General features: G+C 43.1%; 13 protein-coding genes. 4 read left to right on the top strand and 9 right to left on the bottom strand.

What is annotated here, in order from left to right:
• Positions 1-373 precede the first annotated feature (373 nt).
• The 7 genes from glmS to hisF all read right to left on the bottom strand — a co-directional run bounded on the left by glmS (position 374) and on the right by hisF (position 8533).
• Positions 374-2218: a glutamine--fructose-6-phosphate transaminase (isomerizing) gene (gene glmS, locus AK823_RS13110; RefSeq protein WP_068329802.1), complete on the bottom strand. Its 1845-nt coding sequence runs from the start codon at positions 2216-2218 to the stop codon at positions 374-376.
• A gap of 175 nt (positions 2219-2393) precedes the next feature.
• Positions 2394-3776, bottom strand: coding sequence for a bifunctional UDP-N-acetylglucosamine diphosphorylase/glucosamine-1-phosphate N-acetyltransferase GlmU (gene glmU, locus AK823_RS13105; RefSeq protein WP_068329799.1), 1383 nt, complete (start codon positions 3774-3776; stop codon positions 2394-2396).
• Between the two features lie 156 nt (positions 3777-3932).
• A complete protein-coding gene (locus AK823_RS13100) occupies positions 3933-4514 on the bottom strand; it encodes a phosphatidylglycerophosphatase A (protein ID WP_068329797.1) in 582 nt (193 codons plus the stop codon).
• Positions 4515-4517: 3 nt separating this feature from the next.
• Positions 4518-5573 (bottom strand): thiamine-phosphate kinase, encoded by a 1056-nt coding sequence (gene thiL, locus AK823_RS13095; protein ID WP_068329794.1) that lies wholly within the window; start codon positions 5571-5573, stop codon positions 4518-4520.
• Between the two features lie 2 nt (positions 5574-5575).
• Positions 5576-6763 carry a transcription antitermination factor NusB gene (gene nusB / locus AK823_RS13090; RefSeq protein ID WP_068329791.1) on the bottom strand — a complete coding sequence of 396 codons (1188 nt, stop codon included), beginning with the start codon at positions 6761-6763 and terminating at the stop codon, positions 5576-5578.
• A 263-nt stretch (positions 6764-7026) separates the two neighbouring features.
• Positions 7027-7548, bottom strand: a complete 522-nt coding sequence (gene ribE, locus AK823_RS13085) for a 6,7-dimethyl-8-ribityllumazine synthase (protein ID WP_010200525.1) — start codon at positions 7546-7548, stop codon at positions 7027-7029.
• Between the two features lie 202 nt (positions 7549-7750).
• Positions 7751-8533 (bottom strand): imidazole glycerol phosphate synthase subunit HisF, encoded by a 783-nt coding sequence (hisF, locus tag AK823_RS13080; RefSeq protein ID WP_068329788.1) that lies wholly within the window; start codon positions 8531-8533, stop codon positions 7751-7753.
• 190 nt (positions 8534-8723) lie between these two features.
• Between hisF and AK823_RS13075 the strand changes: the two genes are divergently transcribed.
• From AK823_RS13075 to AK823_RS13065, 3 genes are read left to right on the top strand one after another with little or no spacing between them, the layout of a single operon-like run.
• Positions 8724-9884, top strand: a complete 1161-nt coding sequence (locus tag AK823_RS13075; protein WP_068329785.1) for a homoserine kinase — start codon at positions 8724-8726, stop codon at positions 9882-9884.
• Between the two features lie 48 nt (positions 9885-9932).
• Positions 9933-10298 carry a hypothetical protein gene (locus AK823_RS14305; RefSeq protein WP_228138873.1) on the top strand — a complete coding sequence of 122 codons (366 nt, stop codon included), beginning with the start codon at positions 9933-9935 and terminating at the stop codon, positions 10296-10298.
• Positions 10299-11222 carry a class II glutamine amidotransferase gene (locus tag AK823_RS13065; RefSeq protein ID WP_068329782.1) on the top strand — a complete coding sequence of 308 codons (924 nt, stop codon included), beginning with the start codon at positions 10299-10301 and terminating at the stop codon, positions 11220-11222.
• A 24-nt stretch (positions 11223-11246) separates the two neighbouring features.
• Here the strand turns inward: AK823_RS13065 and AK823_RS13060 are convergent, their stop codons facing one another.
• Together AK823_RS13060 and AK823_RS13055 are read right to left on the bottom strand one after the other, a co-directional pair.
• A complete protein-coding gene (locus AK823_RS13060) occupies positions 11247-11834 on the bottom strand; it encodes a YchJ family protein (RefSeq protein ID WP_068329779.1) in 588 nt (195 codons plus the stop codon).
• A 45-nt stretch (positions 11835-11879) separates the two neighbouring features.
• A complete protein-coding gene (locus AK823_RS13055; RefSeq protein WP_068329778.1) occupies positions 11880-12596 on the bottom strand; it encodes a metal-dependent hydrolase in 717 nt (238 codons plus the stop codon).
• Positions 12597-12710: 114 nt separating this feature from the next.
• Between AK823_RS13055 and AK823_RS13050 the strand changes: the two genes are divergently transcribed.
• Positions 12711-13745, top strand: a complete 1035-nt coding sequence (locus tag AK823_RS13050) for a DUF3025 domain-containing protein (protein ID WP_068329774.1) — start codon at positions 12711-12713, stop codon at positions 13743-13745.
• The last annotated feature ends 274 nt before the right edge of the window (positions 13746-14019 follow it).

Below are 14019 nucleotides of genomic sequence, written 5' to 3'. Positions count from 1 at the left end.
CATAATAAATTTGGACTGTGATTCAGAGAAAATACGCGGTACACCAATGAGTAGTGATTAGAATCAACCATATGTAAGTAAGTTTGACGATCGTAAATACACTCTCAAAGACAGCTTCTTATTTCCATAAGAGACGTTATGGTAAATGGATTTAGACGTTAGTATTTTAATCTTTTTCAATGTGCTTGCCAGCTTAATATAATGGTTATATTGAAGTATCCCCAAATTATTGAGGTTTTCCATTTTTTTTATTCAAAAAAAATCCTCCGCCATCTAGTTTATGTAAGGTGGCGGAGGATTCAGTATGATAGGTAATTACTCAGTATGATACTTTATTACTCGCCTACAATATGCTTTTTAGTGAACGATAAACCTACTCAACAGTAACCGATTTTGCCAAGTTACGTGGCTGATCGACGTCGGTGCCACGCATAACAGCTACATGATACGACAACAGCTGCACAGGAACACTATAAACGATCGGCGCTAGTATCTCGCAGACATCCGGTACATAGACCACGTGTAATCTATCTTCTGCAACCATTTGGCTGGCTTCACTGGCGAATACAAACAGCTCACCGTGGCGCGCATGTACCTCTTGCATGTTGGCTTTGAGCTTATCAAACATACTGTCTTTCGGTGCAAGTACGACGATTGGCATGTCTTTATCTACCAATGCCAATGGACCGTGCTTAAGCTCGCCTGCTGCGTAACCTTCTGCATGGATATAAGAGATTTCTTTCAGCTTAAGCGCCCCTTCCAAGGCAATTGGGAACTGCAAACCACGACCCAAGAACAAACAGCTCTTTTTCTCTTCAAAGCTTTCACTCATTATTTTAATAGGCGCATCAAGCTTTAAGCTGGCATGAAGCTGACCAGGTAGCTTATGCAAGTTTTCTAGCAGCGATGATAAACGCTCATTATCGATACGATTTTGTACGACCCCAATCTTCAATAATAGTAGTACTAGTGCTACGAGCTGGGTAGTGAAGGCTTTGGTAGAAGCAACACCAATTTCAGGCCCTGCAAGCGTCGGCAAGAAAATATCAGTTTCACGTACTAGCGATGACGTTGGCACGTTACATAGTGCTAAGCTCACTAAACCTGTTGGACTATGCTTTTGGATCTCGCGTAGCGCCGATAAGGTATCAGCGGTTTCGCCAGATTGTGAGATACAGACGACTAGCGAGTTATCAACGACTACAGGATTACGATAGCGGAACTCACTAGCAATTTCGACCGAGCATGGCAGACGTGTTAAATTCTCAAACCAATATTTTGCAACCATACCCGCGTGATAGCTGGTACCACAAGCGAGTACTTGGATGTGTTGAATACCAGCGAGCTTTGTTTCATGACGCTGTAAAAAGTCATCACGTAGCTTAGTTGTTTCACCGTTATCTACCGCCATCTCAACCGTACGGGCAACCGCATCTGGCTGCTCATAGATTTCTTTAAGCATATAATGCTTAAATTCGCCTTTATCCGCATTATGCTGCTTGGCATCTATCTCATGAATTTTGCGACTGACTTCTACGCCGTCTGCATAAACACGAATACTATCACGAGTAATGTTGGCAATATCGCCTTCTTCTAGATACATAAAGCGGTTGGTAACTGGTAATAGCGCCAACTGATCTGAAGCAATAAAGTTTTCACCGATACCTACGCCAATCACTAAAGGAGAGCCCAAGCGTACTGCGATCAGCTCTTCTGGGCTATCGACATGAACAATACCAAGAGCGAATGCGCCATGTAATAGTGGAATAACAGCGCGAACGGCTTCTAGTAAGTCAGACGTCTCTTGATAGATATCATTAACTAGATGGGCGACTACTTCAGTATCTGTTTGAGAAGTAAACACATAGCCTTTGGCGATCAAGTCTTCTTTTAGCTCAGCATAGTTTTCGACGATACCGTTGTGGACTACCGCGATTTTACCTGAGACATGCGGGTGAGCATTACGTTGAGCAGGCTCACCATGAGTCGCCCAGCGCGTATGTGCAATACCGATATGACCGTCAAAATTTGCTGGATCATCAGCGACCGCATTGACCAATGCCAATACTTTGCCGACTTGACGTTCGCGATGTAATTCACCGTTACGAATGACAGTCAGACCAGCGGAATCATAACCTCTATATTCCAGACGTTTGAGACCTTCAAGTAAAATATTAGCGATATTACGCTCAGCAACTGCGCCTACAATTCCGCACATAGCTATTCCTTAATTTAGATGTATGATGATATTAGGTAAATTAAATTAATAAGTAATAAGGGTGACAATATTGATTTAGATGTTGGTTTATCAATACGCCCTAAAATTAGTAAGCAGCACCACAAAAATTGCCGCGCTGCCTAAGTTTGCCCAAACATTGCTGTCAGTAGCTTAACTATTTTGACTTTTTAGTCGGACGTTGGAAGTCAGCCTTTTGAACCTGACGAGCACGGCCTAAGCCTAGAGCATTACTATCAACATCATTGGTAATCACAGAACCAGCAGCAATAGTAGCAGTATCACCGATCGTTACTGGTGCCACTAAACTAGCATTCGAGCCTATAAAAGCATTATCTTTAATGATGGTTTGCGATTTATTGACGCCATCGTAATTACAAGTAATAACACCAGCACCGACATTAACGTCAGCGCCTACGGTTGCATCACCAACATAGCTGAGATGATTAATTTTACTGCCATGACCAATCGTTGATTTTTTGATTTCTACGAAATTACCCACTTTACTGTTATCGGACAATACTGTTTCAGGACGCAAGTTTGCAAAAGGCCCAATGTCAACGCCAGCACCGACTTCAGCACGATCAATGACGCAATAAGGTTTAAGATGGCAAGCATTACCAATTTGCGCGTTTTTGATGATACAGCCGGCTTCGATATAGACATTGTCACCTAATGTACAATTACCCTCGAATACCACACCAACATCGACGAATACGTCCTGACCTGCTGTCAATGTACCACGGATGTCGACACGAGTAGGGTCGGCAAACTGTACACCAGCTTCTTGCAAGTCAGCTACTAGCTTGTTCTGCCATGTGCGCTCTAAGCTGGCAAGCTGTTGACGGTTATTGACGCCTTCAATCTCAAACGTATGCTCAGGCTCAATGGCAGCAATCGTAACGCCATCAGCGACTGCCATTTTGACAATATCAGTCAGATAATATTCTTGTTGTGCATTGTCGTTTGACAGTTCAGGCAAATATTTATGCAACAATGCGTTATCAACGCAGTAAATTCCACTATTGATTTCTTGGATACTTTGTTCATCTGTATTGGCATCTTTTTGCTCGACAATAGCTTCGATGTTTCCTGATGCATTACGCTTGATACGACCAAGCCCAAATGGGTTATCTACGGTTAATGTCAGCATAGACATACCGGCAGTATTGGCCGCTTGTAATGTCGCCAAGGTCTGGCAGCTTACTAATGGTACATCACCATATAAAATAAGGCTTTGACCGTCTTTTGGTAGTTGCTCTAAAGCAACCTTAACGGCATGGCCAGTTCCTAACTGTTCAGTCTGTGCGACCCACGTAATTGGTAGGTGCGCATACTTATCATCCATCGCAGTTTGTACTTGATCGCCACCAAAGCCATATACGACGATAGTCTTGGCTACGGTTAATTCATCGCAAGTATCTAGAACATGACCAAGTAAAGGTTTGCCTGCCAATGTCTGTAAGACTTTTGGCTTTGCAGACTGCATGCGCGTGCCTTTTCCGGCAGCAAGGATAATTACAGAAAGGGAATTTGTCATAATTACTCTATAGTAGGTGTAACAAAATATAAGGATATTATAACGCAAATGTCGGGAAAATACATATTCATTTAAGTGAATATTATGGAGCTTTGTTATCGTCGAGTTTAGTATGATGAGGTAGTCTGTAACATTATTATTCTAAACAGCAACTATCTACGCTAACATGCCGAGCATAACAAATATCCATACGACAGCGGCCATAATACCAGCGATGATGTCATCAAGCATAATACCAAGACCGCCTGCGACCTTCTTATCTGCCCAACCAATCGGTGGAGGCTTAATAATATCAAAAAAACGGAAAAGCACAAATGCGACGATAAGGGCGATGATAGATAAACTTTGCGATATATCCTGCCAAAAGTTTGCTGCCGTGAGACCCATATAAGAGAAAGGTAATAAGGTAATCCAAATACCTGCCCATTCATCCCAAACAATATGCGGATCATCATGACCTTGCATCAGCTCAGAGGTACGACCGCATATCCAAATACCTATAATGCAGGATAAAATGGTAATAATCAAAAATGGGACAAACCCTAAGCTTAATAGTGGTATGGCGATGATTAATCCACCAACCGTTCCCCAAGTACCAGGGGCACGGCGGGGTAGACCACTACCTAAACCAATACCAAGCCAATAAACCACACGATCAAGCATGCTAGCATTTGCTGGTAGAGGTGGGCAGTCATTGGCTTTGCTGATATCAGGCTTAGATAGGTCATGATCGGTCATGGATTAACCTGCAAAATGTTGGTAACCAGTAAGATTGGGCCATGTAGAGAATGGTGCGGGATGAGTCGGTGTTACTGGCTGATTTTGATAGAAAATTTCTGGATGTGGCTTTTTTGGAGATAGATTGGTCGATGCATCTGTGCCAGCGTCTATCTTGTCTACCATTGCTATAACCTCGCCAATACAGGTGACTGGAGTGTTGCCGCTATTATTAACAGGGGGCTCAATATGAGCAGGTAGGGTAAAGGCCAATTCGTAATCATCACCACCAGCCAGCTGACATAATAAGCGCTCAGATAAATCAACGCTTGCTAACGGTTTGCTAGTAGGTAGCTGCTCTAGATTAATCCGCATACTAACGCTGCTCTGCTGACAAATATGTCCAAGATCTTGATAAAAACCATCAGAGATATCTATCATCGCGGTGGCGCCAATTTTGGCTAATGCTGCACCTAATGCAATACGCGGGGTCGGCATGTGCAGACGATGCGCCAGCTCCACGCCTTGAGCGTTGTCAGGATACTTTAAGGCATAGGCGGCATCGCCAAGTGACCCTGATACATAGACTTTATCGCCGACTTGCGCGCCTGAGCGGTAGACTGCTGGCGTGTCTGCGGCTAGTAGTCCTTGCGCGCTGACACTAAGTATTAAATTATCGCTGCGCGTGGTATCACCACCAATAAGGGTGACACCGAATAATTGACAAGCATGAAATAAGCCTTTGCCAAATTCAGTAAGCCATTGCTGATTGGCTAATCGTTCTGGTAATGCCAATGCTAGTAGAATGCTATGCGGTGTCGCGCCCATAGCAGCAATATCTGAGACATTGACTGCCACTGCTTTATAACCAATGGCAAATGCCAGCTCGTTAACTTGATCCCAATCGGCACTAAAATGTCGACCTTGAACTAAGGTATCTATACAGCTAACTAAGCGTGCTCCTGCGGGTAATGCCATTACTGCAGCATCATCGCCAATGCCCTTTTCAACATTATAAGGCGATGACTGTGCCGCTTGCATTTGTGAGAATATACGCTCAATCAGCTCAAATTCATTCATGGTTAATCTTGGCTTTTTGCATCAGTAACGTCTAGTTCAGTGCTATCTAGTACAGTATCTTTTGCATCAACACTAACCATATTAGAGTCGCTTAGACCAATATCTGCTGCAGTATTGTCGTTGCTTTCGTTGCTTTCGTTGCTTTCGTTGCTTTCGTTGCTTTCGTTGCTTTCGTTGCTTTCGTTGCTTTCGTTGCTTTCGTTGCTTTCGTTGCTTTCGTTGCTTTCGTTGCTTTCGTTGCTGTCATAATTAGCAACTACGTCTTCTTCTACAGGTTTTTCATTGACGACACTTTCGGTACTAGCAGCAGCGTCATTCACGTTATCAGTCACAGCTGGTTTAATGCTCTCTTTTTCAACCGTGTTTTCAGCATCGTCTTTTTTACTCGCCTTAAAGTCACTAATGTTTGCACTGGCTTTACTAACGCTAGTGCGTTTGATAGTGGCATTGTTGGCACTGATACGTGGCTTATTTGAAGCAGTTGGTTTTTCTTCAATACCATGTGTATCGGCATTATTATCTGTATTCGTATCAGTTTTTACTGCAGGTTTAGCAGCCGTTTTTTGTGAGGTGCGTAGATTGGCTTTGATATCTGCTTGCACTTCAACGTCGCGTAGCTCAACTGCCATTTTATCTAGTACGGCGTTAATTAATTTATGGGCATCAGTCGCACCAAAGTGATTATTTAGCTTCATTGCTTCATCAAGCACTACTTTATAAGGAATCTCTAGGCGATTCTGTAGCTCATAAGCACCGATAAGTAAGATGGCATGCTCAACGGTATCGAGCTTATCGATTTCACGATCGAGATGCTGACTAATAAGCGCATCTAGCGCTTCAATCTGTTCTGGGATATCACGCATCATTTCATGATAATAGCCAATATGTACCGTATGCATAGCATTGGTTGCGCGCGTACGAGCAGCGATATCATGCGGCGCATTGGCCTTCCAGCCAAGCTTACCATCTATATCGAAGCGGCGATCTGTAACGAGCCATTCGTATAGACCTTGCATAGCAAAGCGCCGCGCCTTACGGACAGCGGTGTGACTGGTCTTATAAGAAGACTCACTCATATCGAAGTTTTGATCACCCGCACTACTGCTCGCTATACTGGTAGCTTCAGCCTTTTCAGCATCGGTTTGTGCGGTTTTCGCAGCGCTAATAGCGCGCTTGAGTTGGTCAGTCATAGGGGGTCTGTACCTAAATTTTTGAGATGATACCTATCCAAAAAATAAATGAGCATTATTAAATTTGCTACTTTATTTTTTGAAAATAGTATAGAAATACGGCGAAAATTCAAAAAATAGCCAATTTTTAGCAGGCTAATACTATTTAGGTGCTGCTATCATTAAGTAACAGCACCAATCAAACAATGGGATTAAATAACGCTAATCATTTAATCATATCTTTAAAAACGGTCACTTTTTAATAAAGTCTGAGTTAATAAAGCTTAAGCGTCATCACTATCATCGTCAATATCTAACTGTGATAGAACCGCAATCATCTCTAGCACAACCATCGCCGCTTCAGAGCCTTTATTACCAGCTTTCGTGCCAGAGCGTTCAATAGCTTGCTCAATGCTATCCGTCGTCAATACGCCATTGGCAACTGGAATATTATAATCAATAGCAACACTGCTTAAGCCTTTTGCAGATTCACTAGCCACAAAGTCAAAATGCGGCGTGCTGCCACGAATAATCGCGCCTAAAGCAATGATAGCGTCAAAGCGATCTGACTCAGCAGCGCGCTGGGCAACCAATGGTAATTCAAATGCACCAGGTACACGGATAACGGTAATATTGCTACCCAATACGCCATGACGGAGTAGGGCATCAATTGCACCATCAACTAATGACTCCACGACGAATCCATTAAAACGACCAACGACGATACCAATACGGGCATCTTCATTTTGGTGTAGGTTGCCATCGATATGGGTCACGTCATTGCGTTGCTGTTGTAAATTCGACATAAAAAATCCTTTGCTTAATAAAGTTTAATTAAAATATAGGAGTAAGTTAGTAGCTAAATATAATTATTGGTTCAAATAGCTTGGTCGACTATATGTTCGACTATCTAGTTAATTATTAAATGAACTAGTAGTTAAATGAACGAAAATAAGTGGTTAGCGCTATGATAACATTTTTTGCAGATGCATTGATATTTTACAAATATTACAGGCGCATCTGTATACCTTGTGCTGCCATGTACTCTTTGGCTTCTTGAACCGTATACTCACCAAAGTGAAAAATACTGGCGGCGAGTACCGCATCTACGCCGCCTTGTAATACGCCTTCTGCTAAATGTTGTAAATTACCGACACCGCCTGAGGCGATAACGGGTACATTCACTCGGCTAGTAATCTGTCGCATCAGAGCTAAATCATAGCCTTTTTTGGTGCCATCACCATCCATTGACGTGACTAGTAGTTCGCCAGCACCCAGCTCAGCCATCTTGCTCGCCCAAGCAACCGCATCAATACCGGTTGGCTTACGACCACCATGGGTAAAGATTTCCCAACGCGGCATGATGATGCCATCAACTTCAATGTCAGCGACGCGTTTGGCATCGATAGCAACAACGATACATTGATTGCCGAATTTCTGCGATGCCTCACCGACGAATTCAGGCGTAAACACTGCTGCCGAATTAATCGCGACTTTATCCGCGCCAGCATTGAGCAAATTGCGAATATCAGCGATTTTACGCACGCCGCCACCGACGGTTAATGGCACAAATACCGTTTCTGCCATACGCTCAACGGTATGATAAGTAGTATCGCGCCCATCGTTAGTAGCTGTAATGTCCAAAAAGGTAATCTCATCAGCGCCTTGTTCGTTGTAGCGTTTCGCTACTTCAACTGGGTCGCCTGCGTCTTTAATATCGACAAACTGCACGCCTTTGACCACGCGTCCATTATCAACGTCCAAACAAGGAATGATACGCTTTGCTAACATAGGGTCTTTCACCTTATAATCAATTCATTCTGTAAGCGCTAGTCTAGCAAAATCACTGCCATATCAGGCAGGTTTTCGCAAGATTATTACGCTTTTGATTATAGTTTGCTCGTGCGCGGTACAATTACTGTCATTACCGTCCAAATTCGTCCTATTTAACTTTTTATTTAATTGCCAAAAGTGAGATGTCATGTCCGTCTATACCCAGTTAACCAATGATCAGTTTGCCGCCTTTTGCCAAAGTTTTGGCGTATCTTTCGTGCGTGCCATTCCGATTACCCAAGGTATCAAAAACTCTAACTGGTTTATTCAGACAACTGATGATGTAGATGGCGCGCACTCTTACGTATTTACTTTATTTGAAGAGCGTCCACCAGAAGACATCGAAAAAATGGCGGTCATTTTAAATCAATTAGATGGTAAATTACCGGTCGCTGCGCCGTTATCATTGGTTGATAGCGAAGAAAAATGCTATGTCATTCAGTATGATAATAAAGCGATTACCTTGGTGCCTTGTCTGGCTGGCGCGCATCCACAGCAAACCACGCAAGCCATGTGTCATGAGATTGGTGGCGCTTTGGCGATGCTGCATGAGACCCTGCAAGCGCTGCAACCTGCGCAAGAATACGGCGTACCTTTATATCCATGGAGCGATGTACGCGATCGTGAAATGCAGTTTATGCCCGGTGACGAAGCCAAGCTAATGAGCGATATTTGGCAGTCATATAGCACATTACCGCTTGCCAGCTTGCCAAAAGGCTTATGTCATTTAGATATGTTTGCGGATAATACGCTATGGAATCTACAGAAGGGTGAAGAGCGTCTGACTGGGTTGTTAGACTTTACCGAAGTCAGCGTCGAGCACTATGTGATGGATATCGCTATTACTATCAATGACTTTTGTACTACTTGGGGCGATGCAGAGCAAGGCGAGCGAGTTCACTTTGACCGTGAAAAGATGACTTCTTTTTTACAAGGCTACGAGTCAAAACGTCCGCTTAATAACGATGAAAAACGTGCTTTACCTGTTATGCTGGCAAAAGCGGCTGTTATTTTTTGGCTATTACGTCTCAACGTCATTCACTACAATCGCACCGAAGGGCGAACTGGCGATAACATCATGGTCAAAAATCCTGACCTAATGAAACGTCTTGCCGCTTATCATTGGTCGCATGTAGAAAAAGCGCAAAACATCGTTTTTGTGCTGTTAAATACTAGTTTAAATGCCAGTAAAGACAATCAAATAGCTGGCATTTTTAGCAATATTAAGCAAGCTGAGCAAGCACGTGAAAATCTAAAGTCTAACAGCGAGTTTGAAATCAAAGAATACAAGTTAGATGCATTAGCATAAGCCATTTTTGTTCAATTATTCATGTACCAAAACCTTAAAGGTGATTTCATGACCAATCAAGTCGACAACTGGCACAAACTAGCGCGCTACGACACCAATATGCAAGGTGAGCTGCACGCCAACCTGCTACGTAATAACGGCATTACCGTGTCCTTGCAGCCGCTAAGCGCTATCCCGGGTATGAACTCTGGCATCGTACTTTGGGTGCAAGATGAGGATTTGGCGCAAGCACAGGATATCTTAAGTAATATCGATACAGATACTAGTGGTGAAGTGCTGCTAGACAATATGAGCGACACAGACCTTGGTATCATATCAGATACTCAGGTTGATCAAGACTCTCAAGGCACTCAAAATAGTCAAGACAATCCAGATAGCTTAGACAATCAAACTGATAACGGCGGTAACTTATAAATGTGTCAGCTTTTAGGAATGAACTGTAATACTCCAACCGATATCGGTTTTAGCTTTGCAGGGTTTCGTCGTCGCGGCGGCATGACAGACAGTCATGAGGATGGCTTTGGTATTGCATTCTTTGAGCGTAGTGACTGTTTTAATAACGGCAACTTTAATGGTGATGGCGCGGCCAATGCTTCAACCGGACTGCGCTTGTTCCATGACAATCGCCCAAGCCACTTATCGCCAGTTGCAGACTTGGTTAATAATTATCCAATCAAAGCCATGAACGTCATCGCTCATATTCGTAAAGCTACCCAAGGACAGAATTGCCTAGCGAATACGCATCCATTCGTCCGTGAAGTCTGGGGTGAGCAGTGGGTATTTGCTCATAACGGACAGATGAATAGCGAGTTTATTAAACGCTGTCAGCGTCTGCAAGATAATGGTAATGCTTCACATTGCCAGCCAGTCGGCTCAACCGATTCTGAAATGGCATTTTGTTATTTGGTCAATCGTCTTAAAAGCAGCTTTAAAACCCGCCCTGATGACCAAACGCTGTTTAACTTTTTGACCACCCAATGTCGTTATTTATCTGCTAACGGTCTGTTTAATTGCCTTATATCAAACGGTCGATGGCAAATGGCTTATGCCGGCAGCTTATTGTTTTATCTTACGCGTAAAGCACCGTTTGGTGAGGCAAAATTGGCAGATGATGATTTGGCGATTAATTTTGGTGATGTGACCACAGACACCGATAAAGTGACGATTCTAGTGACTGTGCCACTGACTGAAAATGAAAAATGGCAACAGTTAGCGGTCAATGAATGTCTGATATTCCAAGATGGTGACGTCATTTATAAAGACAGCCCAAGTCAGCGTAAGTTTTTGACGATTGATGAAGGGATTGCGATTGCACGGTCGGTTGGGGCGAGTGTTTAGGAGTTGGCGAATATTTAATGTTGATTAAATATACGTCCTACAACACCGTTTAAACTTCTCCCCAGACCCACAAATACACGGTTGCTTTTGGCTGAGAGTCATTGCGACCGTAGGATCTAAAAAGTACCAGCGTGCATCATTATTCGCTTTGTCTTTTACTTTTACAAAGGCAGACAGTTCATGATGCGCTTGTATCATTTCTTCTACACTATCAGCCGCACTATCTGTTGTATGGAAGTAAGCCTTAAATTCAACTTGTGCATGCCGTTTACTGAGTTTTGGCGTGTGCGCTACGATTTCCAATCCTGCCCAATCTGTCTCTTTTGCCCAAGACTCAATCGCTTTGATATCCAACAAGTTTTGCTGCACGGGTAGCGTGGTCTTGACGATATATTCTGGCTTGACCAATACAAAGGCACTATAACGCGTGCGCATTAATCGCTCAGCAGTGTCCGCTTTTATACCGTCTGCATTATCATTTTCTTCATTAGCTTCTTTATTACATATGCCATCGTGATAAGGCTGACAGCAATCCTTATAAGGTAGGGGCGCGCTGATGTCATCTGATGACGGATTAATTTGGCAAGGGCAGGTCTGTGCGGAAATTGACATTATTTACTCAAGTTGTTATTTACATTTTTAGCGGTTCTATGAATTTTAATTCAGCCAGTTTTCCAACATTTTTGGCAAGATGCCAACTTTTAGCTGTGCCCAAGGTGCTGGGTCACGTAGCTGCTGCCAAAATGCATCAAACGGTGGTGCAAAATATACCAAGAGCGCAAGGATGACGTACAGTAGCAGATACCACCATTTATCTTTATGCTGATAAAATTTCATCGCCGTGCCCGATGAGCGCTTCATTTTCATATTTGATAAATTAACGCTATATAACTCATCCAAAGCCAAATGTACCATTGCACCGCCGAATAAAAACAAGCCGTAAAACCAGCTAACCGTTAACGGTAAGTTTAAAATATCGTAGCTGACATAGGTCATTCCAAGCCCCAATATAGCCATATAAGGTACGGAGTGGATGACACCACGATGCACAGTCATATTAGTAAAAATAGTGAACACCACGTAACGCATAAAACCATAGCCCGCTAGCCATAATGCTATCAATGCCAGCAAACTCAGCTCACTGCGCCAATGCATCACCAGTCCAAAGGCAAAGATAAAGGAGGTGATATTGAACCCAAGCTTAATCGGTGTCGAGTTATCAGAATCCAAATCAGGTAGCAGCCCACCAATGGTGCCAAGCGCCACGCACATCAAAAACCCTGAGTCATCAATCAGTCCCGCTTTATAAACCGTCAAACTAAGCGTACCACTGACCATGAATGCAACATTTAAGTGGGTGTTAAAATTTGCCATAAAAACTCATCAATAAATAGCGCGCGAAACGTTCATTTCGAGCCGCTCGTCTAGCAGTAAAAAAGCGCTCCATGATACCATAGACATGCCAGTCGTCTAATAGAGATAGTGAACATGACCGCCACTGATTTACCTGTCAAACCTTATTCCGCTTCTTCTTCTGATGCGCCTGTTGATGCAACTCTTGATGCGTCCATCAATAATCCGTCTGTATGCGACAGCAGGCTCGATGACAGCTTTGCAGAAATTAACTGGCAAGCACCATGGCTATGTCACTTAAACCAGTTAGGCTATATAAGTAAAACCATCACTCAGCTAAGTGGCTGTAGTGAGGCTGCTCAGACAGATAAACTAGAAAATACGCCTGATATTATCGCTAAGGTTTTAAATACAGCATTGCAACAGCAGGCTAACGACTTACAGCAGCACTTGCCGCAGACCAAGCCTGCGCATAACAACCAAGCGCAAACCTTGAAATGTGTTTCACAAGATGCGTTACCCGAAGGCGAAGCGTACGAAAGCTTTATTGCCACGACTGGCAGTATTCCAACGCGTGACAACTTGCATGATTTATTTAACGGCAGTATTTGGCTAACTTTTCCCAAGACTAAAGCCTTGCTCAACTATTATCATATGCTTGAGATTGAGCAGCAAGGTATTGGCGCTAGTCGAGGGCGTGTCCGCGATACAATCACTGTGTTTGATGAAAATGGCGCAGTGTTAGTTACGTCTGACCTTAGTATTGGCAAGGCGCTCATTGATTTTGATTGGCTGGGCAGTCTGGTAAGTACGCGTTCGAAATGGGATGATCCAAAACAAATTAATAGTCACTCTCAGGCGGCGGTCTATATTTTTGGCCATGCCTTACTTGAGCAATTAATACAACCACGCAAACCTCTATGTGCCCATAGTATCGTGATAAATGTAGCGCAAGATTTCTTCGCCTTGGCACTATCTGAGCGTATGCAATATTTGGATAATGCAGTTGCCGAACATATGGATAACTTATTATCACAAGATAAGGTTACACCACGTCAACTTGCACCCTTGCCTATTTTGGGCGTACCACATTTTTGGTCAGAGAATGCCAATCTTGGCTTTTACGATGATAGCTACGTGTTTCGCAGCGGTCGCCGCCGTAAAAAATGACATGCGATGGCATACCTTGCCAATAAACCGCTAAGCTACTGTTGCGGTTACGATTGTGCCACGATTTGATAACGTCTAGGCGGTTAACAAAGCGTCGTATATTTGTTATGGTAAAAGGAACATATTGTTAACCCTAAAGATATACTTAATATCTTTAGCTCATTCAGACTGTTCCATAAAATTATAATTTTTGATAAAACAATAAATAAACTATCTAGCCACCAGTCATAAGCATAAATTTATAATAGTTTATGCTCAGGATCTATAACAACGA

The organism is Psychrobacter sp. P2G3, from assembly GCF_001593285.1.
Taxonomy (GTDB): Bacteria; Pseudomonadota; Gammaproteobacteria; order Pseudomonadales; family Moraxellaceae; genus Psychrobacter.
This window is presented reverse-complemented; position numbering and strand designations above follow the sequence as displayed.